The 20,816-nt window shown below is 69.5% G+C and carries 17 protein-coding genes; 4 read left to right on the top strand and 13 right to left on the bottom strand.

Going from position 1 to position 20,816, the window contains the following annotated elements:
* The first annotated feature begins 110 nt into the window (after window positions 1-110).
* Complete coding sequence (locus FS825_RS15175) at window positions 111-2,843, top strand: bifunctional glycosyltransferase/CDP-glycerol:glycerophosphate glycerophosphotransferase (RefSeq protein ID WP_144714538.1); 2,733 nt, start codon at window positions 111-113, stop codon at window positions 2,841-2,843.
* On the opposite strand, the gene FS825_RS15170 is transcribed toward FS825_RS15175, so the two are convergent.
* Genes FS825_RS15170 through FS825_RS15160 form a run of 3 tightly spaced genes read right to left on the bottom strand, consistent with a single transcriptional unit; the run spans window position 2,774 to window position 5,048 of the window.
* Window positions 2,774-3,475 (bottom strand): acyltransferase, encoded by a 702-nt coding sequence (locus FS825_RS15170; RefSeq protein WP_260981257.1) that lies wholly within the window; start codon window positions 3,473-3,475, stop codon window positions 2,774-2,776. The two genes, FS825_RS15175 and FS825_RS15170, sit on opposite strands and share 70 nt — an antisense overlap.
* Window positions 3,476-3,501: 26 nt before the next feature.
* The gene (locus FS825_RS15165; protein ID WP_260981256.1) at window positions 3,502-4,182 is read right to left on the bottom strand and encodes an ABC transporter ATP-binding protein; all 681 of its coding nucleotides are present in this window, start codon (window positions 4,180-4,182) and stop codon (window positions 3,502-3,504) included.
* Between the two features lie 44 nt (window positions 4,183-4,226).
* Window positions 4,227-5,048 (bottom strand): ABC transporter permease, encoded by an 822-nt coding sequence (locus FS825_RS15160; RefSeq protein ID WP_144714532.1) that lies wholly within the window; start codon window positions 5,046-5,048, stop codon window positions 4,227-4,229.
* 168 nt (window positions 5,049-5,216) lie between these two features.
* Between FS825_RS15160 and FS825_RS18860 the strand changes: the two genes are divergently transcribed.
* Window positions 5,217-6,587 carry a glycosyltransferase family 4 protein gene (locus FS825_RS18860; RefSeq protein ID WP_144714529.1) on the top strand — a complete coding sequence of 457 codons (1,371 nt, stop codon included), beginning with the start codon at window positions 5,217-5,219 and terminating at the stop codon, window positions 6,585-6,587.
* Window positions 6,584-8,038 carry a glycosyltransferase family 2 protein gene (locus tag FS825_RS15150; protein ID WP_186377270.1) on the top strand — a complete coding sequence of 485 codons (1,455 nt, stop codon included), beginning with the start codon at window positions 6,584-6,586 and terminating at the stop codon, window positions 8,036-8,038. Before FS825_RS18860 ends, FS825_RS15150 begins: the two co-directional genes overlap by 4 nt.
* Window positions 8,039-8,095: 57 nt before the next feature.
* Here the strand turns inward: FS825_RS15150 and FS825_RS15145 are convergent, their stop codons facing one another.
* From FS825_RS15145 to FS825_RS15135, 3 genes are all read right to left on the bottom strand, one after another.
* Complete coding sequence (locus FS825_RS15145) at window positions 8,096-8,962, bottom strand: hypothetical protein (RefSeq protein WP_144714522.1); 867 nt, start codon at window positions 8,960-8,962, stop codon at window positions 8,096-8,098.
* 8 nt (window positions 8,963-8,970) lie between these two features.
* The gene (gene dnaE, locus FS825_RS15140) at window positions 8,971-12,453 is read right to left on the bottom strand and encodes a DNA polymerase III subunit alpha (RefSeq protein WP_395886362.1); all 3,483 of its coding nucleotides are present in this window, start codon (window positions 12,451-12,453) and stop codon (window positions 8,971-8,973) included.
* A 152-nt stretch (window positions 12,454-12,605) separates the two neighbouring features.
* Complete coding sequence (locus FS825_RS15135; RefSeq protein ID WP_222126946.1) at window positions 12,606-13,184, bottom strand: TetR/AcrR family transcriptional regulator; 579 nt, start codon at window positions 13,182-13,184, stop codon at window positions 12,606-12,608.
* Window positions 13,185-13,252: 68 nt separating this feature from the next.
* Between FS825_RS15135 and FS825_RS15130 the strand changes: the two genes are divergently transcribed.
* Entirely contained in the window at window positions 13,253-14,665 is a 1,413-nt protein-coding gene (locus FS825_RS15130) for a DHA2 family efflux MFS transporter permease subunit (protein WP_144714516.1), read from the top strand.
* A gap of 646 nt (window positions 14,666-15,311) precedes the next feature.
* On the opposite strand, the gene FS825_RS15125 is transcribed toward FS825_RS15130, so the two are convergent.
* The 7 genes from FS825_RS15125 to ftsZ all read right to left on the bottom strand — a co-directional run bounded on the left by FS825_RS15125 (window position 15,312) and on the right by ftsZ (window position 20,661).
* Window positions 15,312-16,235 carry an RluA family pseudouridine synthase gene (locus FS825_RS15125; RefSeq protein WP_144714513.1) on the bottom strand — a complete coding sequence of 308 codons (924 nt, stop codon included), beginning with the start codon at window positions 16,233-16,235 and terminating at the stop codon, window positions 15,312-15,314.
* On the bottom strand, window positions 16,232-16,906 hold the full coding sequence (gene lspA / locus FS825_RS15120; RefSeq protein ID WP_260981253.1) for a signal peptidase II: 675 nt from the start codon (window positions 16,904-16,906) through the stop codon (window positions 16,232-16,234). The genes FS825_RS15125 and lspA overlap by 4 nt, the downstream gene beginning before the upstream one ends.
* 2 nt (window positions 16,907-16,908) lie before the next feature.
* A complete protein-coding gene (locus FS825_RS15115; protein ID WP_186377269.1) occupies window positions 16,909-17,595 on the bottom strand; it encodes a DivIVA domain-containing protein in 687 nt (228 codons plus the stop codon).
* A gap of 195 nt (window positions 17,596-17,790) precedes the next feature.
* Window positions 17,791-18,078 (bottom strand): YggT family protein, encoded by a 288-nt coding sequence (locus tag FS825_RS15110; RefSeq protein WP_395886340.1) that lies wholly within the window; start codon window positions 18,076-18,078, stop codon window positions 17,791-17,793.
* Between the two features lie 71 nt (window positions 18,079-18,149).
* The gene (locus FS825_RS15105; protein WP_144714510.1) at window positions 18,150-18,725 is read right to left on the bottom strand and encodes a cell division protein SepF; all 576 of its coding nucleotides are present in this window, start codon (window positions 18,723-18,725) and stop codon (window positions 18,150-18,152) included.
* 43 nt (window positions 18,726-18,768) lie between these two features.
* Complete coding sequence (locus FS825_RS15100; RefSeq protein WP_144714507.1) at window positions 18,769-19,494, bottom strand: YggS family pyridoxal phosphate-dependent enzyme; 726 nt, start codon at window positions 19,492-19,494, stop codon at window positions 18,769-18,771.
* Between the two features lie 6 nt (window positions 19,495-19,500).
* Entirely contained in the window at window positions 19,501-20,661 is a 1,161-nt protein-coding gene (gene ftsZ / locus FS825_RS15095) for a cell division protein FtsZ (protein ID WP_144714504.1), read from the bottom strand.
* Between the last annotated feature and the right edge of the window lie 155 nt (window positions 20,662-20,816).

Raw genomic sequence — 20,816 nt, 5'->3', positions numbered from 1 at the left:
GGGTCGCACGGGCCGCGACGAGCCGTCCTCGACTTCCGCCCTAAACTATCGCAGCACGCGCCTCACCCGCGCAGCACGTACCTCACGTAGACAGGGAGCCGGTCGACCGCATGGCCACAGCGATCCGAGCAACGCCACTCATCTCCGTCGTCGTCGCCGCGCACGACGTGGCACGCTACCTCCCGACGCTCCTCGCGTCGTTCGAGCGACAGACGATCGATGAGAATCGCCTGCAGTTCGTCTTCGTCGACGACGGATCGACTGACTCGACGGGGTCTCTGCTCGACGAGTGGTGCCGCCATCACCCGGCGAACGCCATCGTGCTCCATCAGTCGAACAAGTGGATCGCGGACGCCCGCAACGCTGGAATTGCACACGCCGACGGGCAGTGGCTCACCTTCGTCGATGCGGACGACGAGCTCGGCGAACGCTACTTCGAGGAGGTTGCGAAGTTCATCGAGCTGCACGCGTCGGACGAGGTGGCCCTTCTTGCGGCGCACCAGCTGCTGCTGGACGATGACGGCAACGTGACCGACGGTCACCCGTCGCGCAAGCGCTTTGAGAAGGGCTCGCGGATCGTCGACATGCGTCTCGACCCCATCGTCCAGACCGGGGTGAACGCCGCGTTCGTCCGTCGCGACCTGGTCGAGGCTTCGCAGGTGCGGTTCGACGGGCGGGTCCGTCCGACGTTCGAGGACGCACACTTCGTCGCTCGCTACCTGCTCCGGAACGGCTTGCACCAGATCGGGCTGATGGCCTCGGCCAAGTACCGCTACCGTCAGCGTGGAGACGGCACCTCCACGATGCAGACGAGTCACGAAGACCGTCGGAAGTACACCGACGTCCTTCGTCACGGCCACCTAGGGCTCCTCGACGAGGCGTCCCGTCTCGGTCGTGTGGACCGCTGGGTCGCGAACACCGTCCTGTACGACCTGGTCGGGTACTTCCGCCGTGAACGCGCGATCCGTTCTCCCTCGGCGCTCGCCCCGGTCGACGCGTTCGACGAGTTCCACGAGCTGGCCAGCGAGGTGCTCGAACGCGTCGGTTCAGAAGCGGTCCGATCCTTCGATCTCCTCCCGGTCGAGTTCGCCGTCCGCCGAGCGATGCTGATGGGCTACCGCGTCGAACCGGACCGCCCGAGCACGGTCAACCTCGCCCAGGTGGACGAATCGCATCAGCTCGTCCAGCTCCAGTACTGGTTCACCCGGGACACCCCCGAGGAGCGCATCCTCGTCGACGGGCACGAGGTGGATCCCGTGTTCGAGACCGTGCAGGACTTCGTCTTCTACGGTCGTCCGCTCGTGCGTCGCCGCATCATCTGGATCCCCCGTGGTCACGTCACGGAGATGCACGTGGACGGTCAGCAGGTCGTGTTCGCCCGCGGCGAGGTCCCGAACCACTACGCCACGCTCACGCGACGGCAACTCGAACCGCAGATCCTCGGGCAACGTCGCAGGGTCGCCGATCCCAACGGCATCGAGCTCACCAACAAGCAGTACGCTTGGCGCTCTGTTCGGAAACGGGCGCTCGACGTTCGGAAGGCTCTGGGCCGCACCGCACTCCGGGACGCGGTGGCTCCGCCGCTCGCGCGCCGCGGTCGAGCCCGGGAACGTTTCAGCAGAGCATGGGTGTTCATCGACCGCGACACCGACGCCAACGACAACGCCGAGCACGCCTACCGCTACGTGCTCCGTCACCGTCCCGACATCAATGCCTTCTTCGTCCTGAACCGGGATTCGAAGGACTGGGACCGCCTGAAGCGAGAAGGCTTCCGGATGGTGGCGTTCCGCTCGCTCGAGTGGGTCCAGCTCATGCTCCACGCCGAACATGTCGCCTCCTCGCACATCGCAGACTTCGTCACGAGGCCACTCCCCGTTGCGAAGTTCGGACAGCCGCGGTTCCACTTCACCTTCCTTCAGCACGGGGTCATCAACTACGACCTCTCCCGCTGGCTGAACTCAAAGCGGCCCGATCTGTTCGTGGTCTCCACGCCCCAGGAGAAGCTGGCTATCGCGGGTGACGGCCAGTGGATCTTCTCCGAGCACGAGGTGGTGCTGACCGGGCTCCCCCGCTTCGACGCGTTGCTCGAGAAGAGTCGCGCCGTCGGCCAGGAAGGTCGCGACCTCATTCTCGTCATGCCGACATGGCGCCACTACCTCGTAGGTGCTCAAGTCGCAGGCTCCGGCGCTTGGGAACGCGACGACCGCTTCATGGAGAGTCGATTCGCCAAGGAGTACACCGCGCTGATGTCCTCGCCGGCGTTGCGTGAACTCGCCACCCGCACGGGCAAGCGGCTCGCGCTCATGCCGCATCCGCTGCTCCGCCCGTACCTCTCCGACTTCGATCTCCCTGCTGACGTCGAGGTCCTCGACTTCGCAACCACCGGGATCCAGGACGTTCTCGCTCGTACCGCTGCCTTCGTCACGGACTTCTCGTCCCTCGCGTTCGATGCCGCCTTCATCGACGTCCCCGTCGTGTACTTCCACTTCGACATGAAGGAGTTCTTCGGCGGCTCACACAGCGGCCGCCGCGGGTACTTCGACTACGACCGTGACGGGTTCGGTGAGGTCACGAGTTCCGTGGAGGCAGTCGAACGCGCAGTGAAGCAGATCGCCGAACAGGGCTTCCGCCCGTCAGCAGCGTTCCGAAAGCGCGCCGCCGCGACGTTCGTGACCCGCGACGGTCGCAACTCTGAGCGAGTCGTCACGGCGATGGAGTGGCTCACCGGCGGGCCACGCCACACTGAGCCCACCGGAACGGCCCAGCCGGAGGATCAGGCGCTCTCCTCGTCGGTGAGCTCCCAGAACGGCGATCGCTCGACAGTCGAGGCGTCTGGCTTGTAGAAAGGAGCCTTGAGCGACAGGTGCGGTCGTTCCCAGGCGATGTCCCTGCGCACCACTCGGGCGGGTGTGCCCACCGCGATGCAGTTGTTTGGCACGGTCCCCGTGAGGATTGATCCTGTTCCGATGACGGACCCGCGTCCGATCCTCGCCCCGCCGAGGACGGTCACCCCGAGGGCGAGCCACACGTGGTGACCGATGTCGATCGATCGCGAGACATTGACCCGCTTGCCCGTTCGGACGTCGAAGATGGGGTGCGCATCGTCCGCTCGGATCTGAACATGGGACGCGATCATCACGTCGTCACCGATCTTCACCGTCGTTCCCTCAGTCGCCGAGATGACGCAGTTCGCCGTGGTCGATGTGTTCGCCCCCACCACCACGGCGGAATCCTGACCGATCCTGATGTTGGCGTCGAACGACGGTGCGCCCGCGTTCGGTCCGATCTCGAACAGTCCGTTGTCGCAGTCGAGGTTGAGGACCAGACGTCCCAGGCGAGCACGTTCGTCGACCCGAACGACGTTGTTCGAACCCCGGAAGGTGATGCGTACGTTCCGACGTACCGGACCGGTGTACTCGATCCGGTTCCCGCGCTCGTCGGAATAGGGTGCCAGCTGCTCAAGGTCCGTTTGCACGCGTCAACCCTATGCGGAGCTTTGCCTCAGACGGTGGCCTCGTACGCAGCAACGACCTTCTTTGTCTCACCGATCATCTTCAGCTCGCCTTCGCTGAGCCACGCGACCTGGTCGCACATGTCCTTCACTGTGCCCATCGAGTGAGAGACCAAGATGACGGTCCGGCCGTCGTCCCGCATCTCCTTGAACTTCGTCTGGCAGCGCTTGCGGAACGTCGCGTCGCCGACGGCGAGCACCTCGTCGACGACCAAGATCTCGGGTGTGACCGCAACGGCGACAGAGAACCCGAGTCGCACGTACATGCCCGACGAGTAGTTCTTCACGGGCTGGTCGATGAAGTTCCCAACCCCGGAGAACGACACGATCTCGTCGAACTTCCGCGCAACCTCCTTGCGGCTCATCCCGAGGATCGACCCGTTGAGGAACACGTTCTCACGGCCGGAGAGCTCGGGGTGGAACCCGGATCCGACCTCGAGCAGCGACGCCTGCTTGCCGCGGGCGGTGATCGAGCCCGCTTCCGGCCACAGGATCTTCGCCAGGCACTTGAGCAGCGTCGACTTGCCCGAGCCGTTCTTGCCGATGAGCCCGAAGGTGGACCCTTGTGGAACCTCGAACGACACGTCCTTGAGCGCCCAGAAGTCCTCGTGCACGGACTTCTTCCCGCGCATGACCATGCTCTTCAGCGAGTCGTTCCGCTCGTGGTACATGCGGAATCGCTTCGAAACGTGCTCGACGGAGACAGCGGGATCGTTCACAGCAGTTCTGCCAGCTTCTTCTCGTTGCGGGAGAACACGACGTAGCCGAGTGCGAGCGACGCACATCCGGCGATGGCACACCCGACCAGGTCGGTCCAGTTCGGGAGACGGTTGTCGTACATGAGGTCACGGAAGACCACGGAGAACCGCTCGATGGGGTTGAGCTTGTACAGGTGGAGGATCCAGGGGTGCCCGGCCTTGTTCGCGGCGTCCTCGACGAGCGACAGGGGGTAGATGATCGGGGACAGGTACATCCACATCTGCAGGGCGATGCCGACGAGGTGCTGCATGTCGCGGAAGTGCACGTTGATGATCGACAGGATCAGCCCGAGGCCGGCGGCGAACATCGCCAGGAACACCATCGTGAGCGCGATGACCGGCAGGAAGAGGTACCACTTCGAGCCGGCGATGGCGAGCGCGATCAGCAGAACGCCCATCTCGACCAGCCAGGTGAACCCGAACGACCCGACTGCCGCGAGCGGCAGCGTCATCCGCGGGAAGTACACCTTCTTGATCAGCGACCCGTTCGACACGATCGAGGTCATGCCCGAGTTGATCACGTTGCGGGCGAAGATCCACGGCAGCAGCCCGCACATCAGCCACAGCGGGTAGATGTTCAGCCCGCTCGGGTTCCCGACCTCGAGCCGTGCCCGGAAGATGAACGAGTACACGATCGTGTAGATCAGCATCGTCGCGAGCGGGTTGATGAGGGACCACAGCTGCCCGAAGACCGTGCGGCGGTACTTGCCCTTGACTTCGCGTGCGGTCAGGTTCGCCAGTAGCTCGCGCGAAGACATGAGCTCGTTCAGGTACGTCATGCTTCGGGTGCTGACTCCTCCGGGGCGCAACGGAGCGCTCCTCACAGGGTTTTCGGGGACGAGACATTCTCGCACACGAGTTGCATGATGCACGGATCGTGGGCGCGAGTTGTCCCCAGAGGGGCTCGACGTGACGAAGACTCGCCGATTCCTTTGTAGAGTGACAAGGTGATCGTCAGTTTCGCCAACCACTCCACCGCACCGGTGAACCTCGGTGGAGCTGAGCGGTCTCTCCTCCGCTTCGTGGAGGACTGGCAGGCACAAGACCCGACGCTCACGCCGACCTTCGTCACGAAGGCCCCTCGCGGCAAGTTCATCGACGCCCTCGAAGAACGCGGTTGGGCGTACGACGCCCTCCGGTTCCGCGGGTGGGCCCTGCCGAGTCCGCAGCCGGCCCCGGCCGCCGAGCGCGCCGCGTTCGCCACGGTCGACTACGCCGCGGTGAACGCGATCATCCGGAAGTACGAGCGCCAGCGCCCCGACCTCGTCGTGACGAACACCCTCGTCGCCCCGTGGGCGTCGTTCGCCGCCGCCGTCCTCGGCATCCCGCAGGCCTGGTTCGTCCGCGAGTACGGCGACCTCGACCACGGCCTGCAGTTCCAGACCGGCCGCGCCGGCACCCTCGGTGACATCGGCCTCCTGTCAGGTGCGGTCATCACGAACTCCGAGGCGATGCGCGCCCACCTCGCGCAGTACGTGCCCGCCGACAAGCTGTCCGTCGCCTACCCGACGGTCGACACCGAGCGCCTCCTGGCGACCAAGGACGAAGCGCCGGCCGTCCTGCCGTTCCCGCGGTCCGACCCCGGCCTCCGGATCACCGTGCTCGGTCGGGTCGAGGAGTCCAAGGGCCAGCACCGCGTCATCGACGCCCTCGGTGCCCTGTGTGAGCGCGGCGTGACCGCGAGCGTCTGCTTCGTGGGCAGCTGGAAGCACCCGGGCGAAGACCAACGCCTCACGGAACGGGCGCGCGCCCTCGGCGTCGCCGAGCACGTCGTGTTCGCCGGCGAGCAGCACACCCCCGCCCCGTTCATCGAGGCCGCCGACGTCTGCATCACCCCCTCGACGATCGAGGCGTTCGGCCGCACGACGGCGGAGTACATGACGCTCGGCAAGGCCGTCGTCGCCACCCGTCAGGGCGGTAGCGCGGAACTCGTCGACCCCGGCGTCACCGGCACCCTGGTCGACGCGGACGACACCGCGGCCCTCGCCGACGCCCTCGCCGCGTACGCGGCCGACCCGGCCACTGCCAGGAGGCACGGTGCGGCTGCCCCGGACCGGCTCGCCGCCGTCATGGGCGCCGGTCACGACAACGCCGCGGCGATCGAGCGCCTGGTCGCGCTGGTCGGCACGGAGGGCTACCGACTCCCCCAGGCCGCCCGGTACTGGTTCGAGCTGCCCGGCGCCTACGCGTCGCTCGGCGCGACGAGCGCCCGCGCGGCGGTGGGCCTGCTGGCGAACCGCGTGCGGTCCCGCTCGGGCACCGTCGGACGGCTCCTCGCCCGGCCCGGCGTCGTCGTCCGGAAGCTGGCGCGCCGGTGACCCGCGACCGCCGCCCGGTCACGATCGTCGTCCCGATCTACGACGACCTCCCGGGTCTCGAACGCTGCATCGAGGCGCTCCTCGAGACCGTCGACTTCTCGGTCGACCGGGTCCTGCTCGCGAACGACGTCGGCCCGCGCGTCGACACGATCGAAGCCCGTGTCCTCGAGCTCGTCGGCGACCACGACGGCTTCGAGTACACCCGCAACGAGAAGAACCTCGGGTTCGTCGGCAACTGCAACCGCGCCGTCCTCGAGCTCGACCGGACCGGCAACGACGTCTTGCTCCTCAACAGCGACACCGTCCCGATGCCCGGGTTCCTCGACGAGATGACGGCGGTCCTCGCGTCGGACGACTCGATCGGCGTGGTCTGCGCGCGCAGCGACAACGCGACGATCGCGTCGTTCCCCTACGCCCGCCGGAACCCTCGGGCGAACCTCGCACCGCGCCGCACCCGTGAACTCCACGGTCGGACGAAGTACCTGCTCCCCCGCTCGACGGTGTCGCCGGTGGCGATGGGCTTCTGCTTCCTCGTCCGCCGCGAGATGGTCGACCGCTTCGGACTGTTCGACGAGGTGTTCTCCCCCGGCTACGGCGAGGAGAACGACTTCTGCCTGCGCATCAACGAGCACGGGTACACCTCGGTGCTCGCGAACCGGGCGCTCGTCCTGCACACCGGGTCGACGAGCTTCAGCGGTGACCGCGGCCCGTCGCTCCGCCTCGAGCACGAGCGCATCCTGCTCGAGCGCTACCCGTTCTACGCGGGCGCGATCGCACTGTTCCTCGCTCGCTACCGCGACGCCGTGGACGTCTTCGCGGACGCCTTCCTGCCCGACGACGACGTGGTCCGGGTCGCGCTCCACCTGCCCACGGTCATCACCGACGAAGTGGTGTCGCGCGTCCGCGAGACGCTGGCGGCGGCCTCCGACGACACGGTCGTGACCATCATCGTGCCGAAGGCCCAGGTCCGGGTGGCCCGACAGTCCTTCCCCGGCGCCGCCATCGCGGTCGGCGGACGCCCACGACAGATCTTCGACGTCGCGGTCGCCCTCGGAGCACTGGAGACCTTCGCGCAGCTCTCGACCCTCAACGCCAACGCACCCCGGTGGATCCTGGTCGACCCGGTGGCGCAGGAACGTCGGTGGTCGCACGCGGTGACGAACCACCGGGCGACGGCGATCGACCGCATCCTGCGCCGCTTCGAGAACCAGAGCACCACGTGGAAGGACGGCGCGAGCCTCGTCCAGCTGGTGCGCATGGCAGCCGCGAGCGACATCGATCCCGCGGCGCTCCGGGCCCGGTGGCACGCCGTCTCCGACATCGCGGAGGCGACCGGGCTGCTCGTGCACCGCGCCACGGTCTCGTTCCGCCGCCTCACGGCACTCACGTTCGGCGCCCGCAGCCCACGTCTCGTGGCGCGGATCCGCGCGTTCACCAGCCGCGGGGTCTGACGCGACCCCAGGGCGGACTGGAGGCGCGGTGCGGGCCCGCACCGCGCCTCCAGTCCGTCAGACCAGCGCGTCGACGACGGGCCGGTGCTGCGCTGCTGCGTCGGCGTCCCAGACGCCGAGCAGGTGCAGCGTGGCGATGCGGAACGTGAGGGCGCGGACGAGGAGCTGACCCCATTCCGGGATCCCGTGGCCGAGCGCGTCGAGCCGAGCGAGCGGGATGCCGTGCCAGCAGACGGCGTCGACGGCCGCGATCGCCGCGCCGAGGCCCGCCGGGCGCCAGTACGGCGGCCAGTCGATGACGGCGGGCGGGTGACCGTCGGCGAAGAGGACGTTGCCGAGCAGGTCGCCATGGACGAGCTGCGACGGTGCGTGCACGGGGCGGAACGCCGTCCCGAGGCGGTCGAGGGCCGGGCCGGGCAGGAGGGGCTCCTCGCCCCAGGCCATCCGGTCGGCGCGGTCCCAGGCGTTCCCAGCGGCGACCGCGTTCGCGGCGTGGTCGTCGGTCGTACCGTCCCTCGAGGCGAGGAACGCCGGTCGGTCGAGGTGGGCGATGGCCTGGTGGAAGGCCTGGCCGGCGCGGATGACCTCGTCGACACGGGTCTCGTCGGCCCGCCCGGGGAGCCACTCCCACGCTTCCCACTCCCCCACGCGCCAGCTCCTGCCGGGCGTGCGCACGCCCGCGTCCACGGCGAATGTGCCGCGGGCCCGGGCCGCGACCGGGCGCGGCGTCCGGAACGCCGCGCTGTGGTCGAGCGTCGCGAGGACCTCGGCCCGCCAGTCCGTCACCGCCGCGCCGTCGTGCGGCCGCAGCACCACGGCCCCGGCCCGCCAGGTCAGACCACGTCCGCCGGCGAGCCGTTCGAGCGGCTCGCCGGGCACGCCGAACGCGGCCAGGACCTCCGGGCCCGGAGCGCCGACGGCCACCCGCGCCCCTACACCAGGCAGCGCGGCCCGAGCAGGCTCTTCAGCTCGCCGAACAGGTCCGGGGTCAGGTTCACCGGGAACGGCAGCTCGAACGTGCGGGCGACGTCGTCCTTGATGAGCTTGAGCCGGACCTCGGTCTCGCCGCTGTGCCGGCTGAGCACCGCGGCCAGTTCCGTCACGGTCGAGGTCGTCGCCTGGCGTTCCGGCACGCTGAGCGTCAGCGGCCCGGACCCCATCGCGTCCCCGACGTTCGGCTGGAACATGCTCACCGCGTGCAGCGCCTTGCCGTCGTCGCGCACGTTCACCCGGCCGCGGAGGACCACGATCGAGTCCGCGACGAGCGACGGTCCGAACTCCTGGTACGTCTTCCCGAGGAACATGACGCCGATCTCGCCGCCGAAGTCCTCGATCTGGACGATGCCGTACGGGTTGCCGCTCGTCTTCGCCACACGGTGCTGCACGCTCGTCAGGAGCCCCGCGACCGTGACGGTCTCGCCTTCGACCGAGTCGTCGGCGCCGATGAGGTCCGCGATGGTGATCGACTGGTGCTTCGCGAGCTCGATCTCCAGTCCGGCGAGCGGGTGGTCGGACACGTACAGCCCGAGCATGTCGCGCTCGAACGCGAGCTTGTCCCGCTTGGACCACTCCGGGCGGTCCGGGACCTGCGAGACGGCGGCCGACTCCGGCTGCTCCTCGGCGACCTCGGCGAACAGGGAGTCGAAGTCGAACCCGACGTTGCCGTGGGCCTCGTCGCGCTTGACCTTGACCGCACCCTCGACCGCGGCCTCGTGGATCTCGACCAGGGCCCGGCGACTGTCACCGAACTCGTCGAAGGCGCCGGCCTTGATCAGCGACTCGACCGTGCGCTTGTTCGCGGACGAGATCGGGATCTTCCGGAGGAAGTCGTGGAAGGACTCGAACGCCCCCTTCTCGGTGCGGGCCTTGACGATGTCGTCGACCACGTTGAAGCCGACGTTGCGGATCGCGCCCATGCCGAAGCGGATGTCGTCGCCGACGGCCGCGAAGAAGCCGATCGACTCGTTGACGTCCGGCGGCATGACCTTGATGCCCATCCGACGGCACTCGTTGAGGTACAGCGCGAGCTTGTCGCGGGCGTCGCCGACGGAGGTTAGCAGCGCGGCCATGTACTCGGCCGGGTAGTGCGCCTTGAGGTACGCGGTCCAGAAGGAGACCACGCCGTACGCGGCGGAGTGCGCCTTGTTGAACGCGTAGTCGGAGAACGGCAGCAAGATGTCCCACAGCATCTTGATCGCTGCGGCCGAGTAGCCGTTGTCCTGCATGCCCTTCTCGAAGCCGGCGTACTGCTTGTCCAGCTCCGACTTCTTCTTCTTGCCCATCGCGCGGCGGAGGATGTCCGCCTGTCCGAGCGAGAAGCCCGCGACGCGCTGCGCGATGGCCATGACCTGCTCCTGGTAGATGATCAGACCGTAGGTCTGGTCCAGGATGTCGGCCAGGGGCTCGGCGAGCTCCGGGTGGATCGGCGTGATCGCCTGCTCGCCGTTCTTGCGGAGCGCGTAGTTCGTGTGCGAGTTCGCACCCATCGGCCCCGGACGGTACAGGGCGATGAGCGCGGAGATGTCCTCGAAGTTGTCCGGCTTCATGAGGCGGAGGAGCCCGCGCATCGGGCCGCCGTCGAGCTGGAACACGCCGAGGGTGTCGCCACGCTGCAGGAGCGCGTACGCCTCGGGGTCCTCGAGCCCCATGGTCTCGAGGTCGAGCTCGATCCCGCGGTTCGTCTTGATGTTGTCGAGGGCGTCACTGATGATCGTGAGGTTCCGCAGCCCCAGGAAGTCCATCTTGATCAGGCCGAGCGACTCCGCTGCCGGGTAGTCGAACTGCGTGACGATCTGGCCGTCCTGCTCCCGCTTCATGATCGGGATGATGTCGATCAGCGGGTCGCTCGACATGATGACGCCGGCAGCGTGCACGCCCCACTGGCGCTTCAGCCCTTCGAGGCCGAGCGCGGTGTCGAACACCGTCTTCGCTTCCGGGTCGGTCTCGACCACCGTGCGGACGTCGACGGCTTCCTTGTAGCGGGGGTGGTCCTTGTCGAAGATCCCGGTGAGCGGGATGTCCTTGCCCATCACGGGCGGCGGCATCGCCTTGGTGAGCTTCTCGCCCATGCCGAACGGGAAGCCGAGGACGCGGGACGAGTCCTTGAGGGCCTGCTTCGCCTTGATCGTCCCGTACGTGACGATCTGCGCGACGCGCTCGGACCCGTACTTCTCGGTGACGTACTTGATCGCCTCACCGCGGCGCCGGTCGTCGAAGTCGACGTCGAAGTCGGGCATCGAGACGCGGTCCGGGTTGAGGAACCGCTCGAAGATCAAGCCGTGCCGGATCGGGTCGAGGTCGGTGATGCGCATCGCGTACGCCACCATCGAACCGGCACCGGAACCACGACCCGGACCGACCCGGATGCCGTTGTTCTTCGACCAGTTGATGAAGTCGGCGACGACGAGGAAGTACCCCGGGAAGCCCATCTGGTTGATGATCCCGACCTCGTAGTCGGCGCGGTCCTGGACTTCCTTCGAGATGCCGCCCGGGTACCGGTACTGGAGGCCGGCAGCGACCTCCTTCTCGAACCAGGAGTGCTCGGTCTCGCCCTCGGGCACCGGGAACTTCGGCATGTAGTTGGCCGCGGTGTCGAACTCGACGTTGCACCGCTCGGCGATGAGCAGCGTGTTGTCGGCGGCCTCGGGGTTGTCGCGGAAGATGTGCCGCATCTGTGCCGGCGTCTTGAGGTAGAACTCGTCGGCGTCGAACTTGAACCGGTTCGGGTCGTTCAGCGTCGAGCCGGACTGCACGCAGAGGAGCGCCGCGTGCGACTTGGCGTCGTGCGAGTGCGTGTAGTGCAGGTCGTTGGTGCCGACGAGCGGGATGTCGAGGTCCTTCGCGAGCCGGATGAGGTCGCTCATGATCCGACGCTCGATCTCGAGCCCGTGGTCCATCACCTCGGCGAAGTAGTTCTCCTTGCCGAAGATGTCGCGGTAGTCCGCCGCGGCCTTGAGCGCTTCGTCGTACTGCCCGAGCCGCAGGCGCGTCTGGATCTCGCCGGAGGGGCAGCCGGTCGTGGCGATGATGCCCTCGTGGTACTCCTGCAGCAGCTCGATGTCCATGCGGGGCTTGAAGTAGTACCCCTCGAGCGAGGCCTTCGACGACAGCCGGAACAGGTTGTGCATGCCGGTCGTGTTCTCGGCGAACATCGTCATGTGCGTGTACGAGCCGGAACCGGACACGTCGTCGCCGCCCCCGTCGCCCCAGCGGACACGGGTCTTGTCGGACCGGTGGGTGCGGGGCGTGATGTACGCCTCGGTGCCGATGATCGGTTTGACGCCGCCGGCCTTGGCGGCCTTCCAGAACTCGAACGCGCCGAACATGTTGCCGTGGTCGGTCACCGCCACGGCGGGCATGCCCTGCGCGGCGGTCTCGGCCACGAGGTCGGAGAGCCTGGCGGCACCGTCGAGCATCGAGTACTCGCTGTGCACGTGCAGGTGGACGAAGGAGTCGGAATCCGACACGGAACCTCCGGTTCGAAGGAGCTGCTGCGGGGCGTTGACAGCCTAACCTCGACCGCCCACATTCCCGGGCGCGTCCGGCGCGCCGTCGTCGTGCACTCCGGTCAACTGACCAGCGGGAGCCAGATGTCGTCGACGATCTCGACGATCCGACGGTCGGGCAGGGGCTTCAGCGACATCACGAGGTCGTGCCGGACCAGGTCGGACGGCAGCGACGCGATCCCGTCGGGCCAGTCCCGTGCCGGGATCTCCCCGCGCGCGGCCGCCCGTTCGAGCATCACCCGGCCGATGGTCGACCGGCCGCCGAGCAGCCGTTCGCGGAGGTCGGCCGGCGACAGGCCCGTCTCGACGTTGATGCTCGCCATGTAGACGCTGATCGCCGCCATGAAGCCCGAGCGGTACGCGTTGAAGTCCCGGAGCGCCCGGAGCACGTCCCCGCGGAGCGACCCGGTGTCGACCAGCTCCCGCCGTGAGAACAGGCCGCCGTGCTGCAGCGCCGCGAGCACGAGGTCCACCTTCCCCGGCCAGCGCCGGTAGAGGACGGGCTTCGACGTGCCGGCCCGTGCGGCCACGCCGTCGAACGTCAGCGCGGCGTACCCCACCGCTTGGAGCTCCGTCCAGGCGGCGTCGAGCAGCGCCTCCTCGAGTTCCGCCCCGCGGCGGCGCGTCTTCACAAGATCCACTTGCGTATCTTAACAGCGGGGGCTAGCGTCGTGCTCATTAAGAAACGACAGAGTATCCAAGGAGCACCATGGACCGGAACCTCTCCCGGCTCGCCATCGCCCTCGTCGTCGGCGCGATGGCCCCGCTGTTCGACTCGACCATCGTCAGCGTCGCCCTCCACACCCTGAGCCGTGACCTCGGAGCGAGCGTCGACACCATCCAGTGGGTGAGCACGAGCTACCTGCTCGCGATGGGCGTCACCGTGCCGCTCGTCGGCTGGCTGCAGAACCGGGTCGGTGGGAGACGCCTCTGGATGGCGTCGCTCGTCGTGTTCCTGGTCGGCAGCATCCTGTGTTCGCTGGCCTGGGACGTCTCGAGCCTCATCGTGTTCCGGGTCGTCCAGGGGATCGGCGCCGGCGCCATGATGCCGCTGCTCACCACGCTGCTCATGCAGGCTGCGGGTGGCAGGAGCGTCGGCAAGCTCATGTCCGTCGTGTCGCTGCCGACCGCGCTCGGCCCGATCCTCGGTCCGGTCATCGGCGGCCTGATCCTCGGCGCCGGCAGCTGGCCGTGGCTGTTCTGGGTGAACGTCCCGTTCGCGGCCGTCGGACTCGTCCTCGCGTGGCGGTTCATCCCCACGGACGGCCCCACCGGCAAGGCGCGACTCGACACGGTGGGGCTCGTGCTGCTCTCCCCCGCCGTGGTCGGTGTCCTGTACGGCCTCAGCAACGCCAGTCGGGCCGACGGGTTCGCACGCTTCGACGTCTGGGGTCCGCTCGGTGCCGGCGTCGTGCTCCTCGCCGCGTTCGTCCTCTGGGCGACCCGTCGCCGGGAGTCGGCCCTCGTGGACCTGGCACTACTCCGCCACCGCCCGCTCGCGGCTGCGGCGACCCTGATGTTCCTGATGGGTGCCGCGCTCTACGGCGGCATGCTCCTCCTCCCCCTGTCGTTCCAGGAGCTCCGCGGCGCCGACGCACTCGGCGCCGGGCTCCTCCTCATCCCGCAGGGCGTCGGCTCACTGCTCAGCCGCTCGCTCGCCGGCCGCCTCACCGATCGGATCGGAGCCCGCACGGTCGCGATCGTCGGGTTCGCCATCGTGCTGCTCGCGACGATCCCCTTCGCCTTCGCCGACGGCTCCACGAGCCCGTGGTGGATCGGACTCGTCCTCGTGGTGCGCGGCATCGGACTCGGCGCGGTGATGATCCCGATCATGGCCGTCGGGTTCGTCGGACTCGCACGGCCGGAGATGCCCCACGCCAGCACGATCACCCGCCTGGCACAGCAGCTCGGCGGCGCGTTCGGGACCGCCGTGCTCGCGGTCGTCCTGGCCGGAGCTGCCGCCGGCGGCGACGTCGCGGGGGCGTTCCAGCAGGCGTTCTGGTGGGCGATCGGTGTGACGGCGTTCGCCACCGCGATGGCCGTCCTCCTGCCGGGTCGCCAGCCCGCCGCGCCGGCCGCGCCGGCCGCGCCTGCGCAGCAGCCCGCCTCGGCCAGGTCCTGACGCGTCCTGCGCCACCCCTTGTCGGACGGGAGGCGCGGGTCACCCCCGCCCCGCGCCTCCCGTCCGCCCCCGCCCGCCCCGCCCGCCCCGCCCGCCCCGCGAGCGGGCGCAACACGCCGCACGCCCACCGCCGAGCGGGCGGAACGTGCCGCCCGCACACCCCGACCGGGCCACAAAGTGCCCGCTCGCGCGGCACGGGCGGCGGCCACGCCGCCGGCGCGGCCGCCCCGCGAGCGGGCGTAACACGCCGCACGCGCGTCGCCGAGCGGGCGGGACACGCCACACGCGCGTCGCCGAGCGGGCGCAACATGCCGCCCGCTCGCCCCGACTGGGACGGAAAGTGCCCGCTCGCGCAGAGCAAGCGGCGGCCACCGCCGCCGGCGCGGCCGCGCCGCGAGCGGGCGGGACGCGCCGCACGCGCGTCACCGAGCGGGCGCGAAGCGCCGCTCGCGCGCGGCGAGCGGGACGGAAAGTGCCCGCTCGCGCGGAGCGGGCGGCGGCCGGCCGCGCCGGCGCAGCCGGGCCGCCGGGCGGCGAGCGGGCGGGACGCGCCGCGCGCGGCGCGCCGAGCGGGCGCGAAGCGCCGCCGGCGCGCGGCGAGCGGGACGGAAAGTGCCCGCTCGGCGGGCGCGGGCCCGCCCGCGCCCTACGCGGCGCGGATCCGCTCCAGCGCCAGCTGCAGGTCGGCCGGGTACGGGGCCTCGTACTCCACCCACTGCCCGGACCGCGGGTGCTCGAACCCGAGCCGCACCGCGTCGAGCCACTGCCGCGTGAGCCCGAGCTCCTCTGCCAGCACCGGATCGGCTCCGTACATCGTGTCCCCGACGAGGGGGTGCCGGGTCGCCGCCATGTGCACCCGGATCTGGTGCGTCCGCCCGGTCTCGAGGTGCACCTCGAGCAGCGTCGCCGACCGGAACGCCTCGAGCGTGGCGTAGTGCGTCACGCTCGGCTTGCCGTCGGCCGTGACGGCGAACTTCCAGTCGCTCGACGGGTGCCGCCCGATCGGTGCGTCGATCGTGCCGGACGTGGGGTCCGGGTGGCCCTGCGCGAGGGCGTGGTAGACCTTCTCGACCGTGCGCTCCTTGAACGCACGCTTGAGGTGGGTGTAGGCCAGCTCGGTCTTGGCGACGACCATCAGCCCCGAGGTGCCGACGTCGAGCCGGTGCACGATGCCCGCGCGCTCGGCGGCACCGGAGGTCGCGATGGTGAAGCCGGCCGCGGCCAGCCCACCGGGCACGGTCGGACCGTCCCAGCCGGGTGACGGGTGCGCCGCGACGCCGATCGGCTTGTCGACGACGACGATGTCCTCGTCGTCGTGCACGACCGTCATGCCGGGGACCTCGACCGGGATGATCCGCGGCGCTTCCTTCGGGGTCCACTCGACCTCGAGCCAGGAGTCGGCGTGCAACCGGTCGGACTTGTCGACGACGGCGCCGTCGACACGGACCCCGCCGGCGGCGACGACGTCGGCCGCGAAGGAGCGGCTGAACCCGAGGAGCTTCGCGATGGCGGCGTCGACCCGCTCACCGGCGAGCCCGTCCGGGACGGGCAGCGAACGACTCTCGGTCACGTCGCGTCGTGCCCGAGGGCGTCGCGGGAGTCGCGCGGAGCACGCGGGTCGTCGGTCACTGCGACCTGACTGGAGGCGCGGGGGGCGTCCGCAGGGCGCCCGTCTGTCGCCGTCGTGGTCGCCGCTGCGTCCGCCGCCCGCTGCTGCTTCGCGGACAGCGCCCGCGACCCGTCGAGGTTCACCCCGAGGATCACGAGCAGCACGAAGACCACCATGCTGATGCAGATGAACGAGTCGGCGATGTTGTAGATCGCCGGCATCATCCACGGCGTCGAGATGAAGTCCACCACGTGCCCGCGACCGAAGCCGGGCTCACGGAAGAGCCGGTCGAGCAGGTTGCCGAGCGCGCCCCCGAGGAGCATGCCGAGCACGAGCGCCCACCACATCGAGCGGATCCGCCGGGCGAACACGATGATCGCGACGACGACGGCGGTCGAGACGATCGAGAACACCCACGTCATGTTGACCGCGAACGAGAACGCCGCGCCGGGGTTCCGCACGTAGAGCAGCTGCAGGGCGTTGCCGAGGACCGGGACGACCGTGCCGTAGGGCAGGTTGGCGACGACGAGCGCCTTCACGCCCTGGTCGAGCGCCACCACGACGACAGCGGCGAAGGCCAGTGCCGCGATCGCGCGGACACTGACCTTCGCTCGTGGTGCTGGTCGGGACAACGTCAGTTGCCGAAGCCCTGCGCCGACGCCGGCGCGGGGGTGAGACCGGACTGCTCGGTGCCCGAGCCGTCCAGCTCGGCGAGCTGCCCCTGGATGTAGCTCTTGAGCTGCGCACGGTAGTCGCGCTCGAAGGTCCGGAGCTCGTCGATCTTGCCCTCGAGCTGACGCTGCTCCTGCTCGAGCACGGCGACACGCTGACGGTTCGTGTTCTCGGTGTCGGCGATGATCTGGCGCTGCTTGGCCTCGGCCTCGGAGACGAGACGCGCGGCCTGCGCGGTGCCCTCGGCGATGAGCGCGTCGCGCTTCTCGATGCCCTCACGGACGTGCTCCTCGTGGAGACGACGTGCGAGCGTGAGGAGGTTCGTGGTGCCCTCGGTGTCCTCGTCCGCGGGGACCGTCGACGCGGCGGGCGCGGCGGCGGCGACCGGAGCCGGCTCCGGAGCGGCGGCCACGGGGGCGGGCTCCGGCTCGGGCTCGGGGGTCGGGGCGGGCTGCTCGGCCTGGGCCGGCTTCGGAGCGGACTCCGCGGCCTGCAGGCGCTGACGGAGCTCGTCGTTCTCCGCGGTCAGGCGACGCAGCTCGACCACGACCTCGTCGAGGAAGTCGTCGACCTCGTCCTGGTCGTAGCCCTCGCGGAACTTCGTCGGCTGGAACCGCTTGTTGACTACGTCTTCCGGCGTCAAAGCCATTGCCGTCACCTCAATAGAACTGCTGAACGTGTGGAACCGCTTCGGTCCGACCGAATGTACCAGTCGGGTCGTGCGGTGCGGATGCCGCGCCGGAGCGAGCATCGATCCCGACCACCGTACACCGACAGCGGCTGGGAACCGTGCCCACCTCGTGGGCGTGGCGCGTGTCGCGCCGGATGACCGGCGCGGATCGGACTAGATGAAGTAGCGGACGACCGTCATCGCGATGATCACGACGAGCATGACGATCGTCCAGCCGAAGTCGAGCGCCACCGGCCCCATCCGCAGCGGCGGCAACGCCTTGCGGACGGTCCGGATGGGCGGGTCGGTCAGGGTGTACACGACCTCGGAGGCCACGAGGAGCCCGCCGCGCGGACGCCAGGACCGGTTGTACGCCTGCACGATGTCGAGGGCGAAGCGCCCCCACATCACGAAGAAGTAGAGCAGGAGGAGGAAGTACAGGATCGTGAAGATCGCGGACACGATGGGGCTCGCTCGGCTCGGGTGCGCTTCGTCACGTGACGACGCTCACGGGGCTGGTGGGCCTGAGGAACTCAGGACTGGGCGAAGAAGGACGCCTCGATGTCGGACTCTACCTCAGGCGCCTCACCGCTCACCGCGACGTGGGCGGGCGAGAGGAGGAAGACCTTGTTCGTGACGCGCTCGATCTTGCCGTAGAGCCCGAGGGACAGCCCCGACGCGAAGTCGATCATGCGGCGCGCGTCGGCCTCGGTCATCTGCGAGAGGTTGATGATGACGGGGATGCCGTCGCGGAAGCTCTCGGCGATGGACTGGGCGTCCTTGTACTCGCGCGGGTGGACGGTGAGGATCTCGTTCATTTCCTGGACCGGTGCTGCCTTCTGTGCGGTCGTGTGCGAGCGGCGGAGCGGGGTGACCTGGGCGCCGCGCTGGTGGGTGTGCTTGGTCTCCGGGACCGCGGTCGCCACCGGGGCGGCGGCGGGCGCGGGGGCCTCCTGCGCGACCGGTGCGGCCGCGGGGGCCGGCGCCGGTGCGGGCTGCTGACGAGGAGCCTGCTGGCGCGCAGGTTCCTGCGGCTGCTCGTCCTCGTACTCGAGTTCCTCGTCGGCGAGGCCGAGGTAGACCATCGTCTTCTTGAGCGGGTTGGCCATGGTTCCTCCGGAGGTCGTGCTCGTGGGTGCCCTTGCAACGAGGCTAGGGCGCGACCGGCCGGTTTCCCGTGATTGCGGTCCCGATCCGGAGGTGTGTCGCGCCTTCCAGCACGGCCTCGGCGTAGTCGCCGCTCATGCCGGCGGAGATGTCCGTGGCGTCGGGGGCGAGCGCCACCACCCGCTCCGAGATCGTCCGCAGCCGGGCGAACGCCGCACGGGGTTCCTCGTCGAGGGGTGCGACCGCCATCACGCCGCGCAGCCGGATCGTCCCGGTCGCCAGCACACGGTCGACCATCGCCTCGACGTCGTCGGGCTGCACGCCGCCGCGGCCGGGGTCGTCCGTGAGGTTGACCTGCACGAACCCGTCGACCACACGCGGTGCGGGCTCCGCCTCGGTGGGGGCGAACGCGTCGACGACGGACCCGCGGTCGAGCGACTGCACCACGTGCGCGTAGCGCCGCACCTGCCGCGCCTTCTTCGACTGCAGCTGGCCGACGAAGTGCCAGGTCAGCGGCAGGTCGGCGAGCTCCGCCGCCTTCGCCTGCGCCTCCTGGTGGCGGTTCTCCCCCACGTCGGTGACGCCGAGCGCGGCGAGTTCGCGGACGAGGGACGCCGGGTGGAACTTCGTGACGACCACCAGCGTCAGGTCGTCGGCCGGACGCCCTGCGGCGCGCGCCGCGTCGGAGATGCCGGACCTGACGGACGCGAGACGCGCCTCCAGTCCGCCGTCTGGTGACGGGTCGGTCTGGAGGCGCGGGTCGTCTGACAACGCTGCTTACTTCAGGAAGTCGGGGACGTCGAGCTCGTCGTCGTCATCGTCGAAGGCCGGGTCGGCGGCGCGCTGCGCCGGCGCCTCGTGCTCCTGCGACGCCCACGAGGGAGCGTGCGACGAGGAGTCCTCGATCGCGCTGGAGGACGCCACCGGCACCGTCGCGCCGGCGTCCGGGTCGACCCAGCTGGAGCGACGCTCCTTCTGCTGCGACGTCGGCTCGCCACCGTCGAAGCCCGCGGCGATGACGGTCACGCGGACCTCGTCGCCGAGGGTGTCGTCGATGACCGCACCGAAGATGATGTTCGCCTCGGGGTGGACGGCCTCCTGCACCAGGCGGGCGGCGTCGTTGATCTCGAAGATGCCGAGGTTCGACCCGCCCTGGATCGAGAGCAGCACGCCGTGCGCGCCGTCGATCGAGGCCTCGAGGAGCGGCGACGCGACCGCGAGCTCCGCCGCCTTGATCGCACGGTCGGCCCCGCGGGACGACCCGATGCCCATGAGGGCCGAACCGGCACCCTGCATGACGCTCTTGACGTCGGCGAAGTCGAGGTTGATGAGACCCGGGGTCGTGATGAGGTCGGTGATGCCCTGCACGCCGGCGAGGAGCACCTGGTCGGCGGTCGCGAAGGCCTCGACCATCGAGATGCCGCGGTCGGAGATCTCGAGCAGTCGGTCGTTCGGCACGACGATGAGCGTGTCGACCTCGTCCTTGAGGCCGGCGACACCGTTCTCGGCCTGCGACTGGCGACGCTTGCCCTCGAAGCTGAACGGCTTCGTGACCACACCGATCGTGAGCGCACCGATCGACTTCGCGATCCGGGCCACGACGGGCGCGCCACCGGTCCCGGTGCCACCGCCCTCACCGGCGGTGACGAAGACCATGTCGGCGCCCGCGAGGGCTTCCTCGATCTCCTCGGCATGGTCCTCGGCGGCACGACGGCCGACCTCGGGGTCTGCGCCGGCGCCGAGGCCGCGCGTGATCTCGCGGCCGACGTCGAGCTTGACGTCGGCGTCGCTGAGCAGCAGGGCCTGCGCGTCGGTGTTGATGGCGATGAACTCGACGCCGCGGAGGCCGAGCTCGATCATGCGGTTCACGGCGTTCACGCCGCCGCCGCCGACACCGACGACCTTGATGACGGCGAGGTAGTTGTGGTTCGTGGTCACGTCAGTCGGGCCTCCGGTCGAACCCTCAACCTCTACTTGAAGTTCAGGGGTATTGCTGGTAGATGTGGTGCTCGCATCGACGCTACGGGTGCCGTCCGGGCACTGTCGCCCCGCCACGCCGCGTGTCGTCGATCGCGTGCCGCAATTCTGGCGCG

This window comes from Curtobacterium pusillum, assembly GCF_007680845.1.
Classification (GTDB): domain Bacteria; phylum Actinomycetota; class Actinomycetes; order Actinomycetales; family Microbacteriaceae; genus Curtobacterium; species Curtobacterium pusillum_B.
Note: the sequence above shows the minus strand (reverse complement) of the source record. Positions and strands in the feature narration are given on the sequence as shown.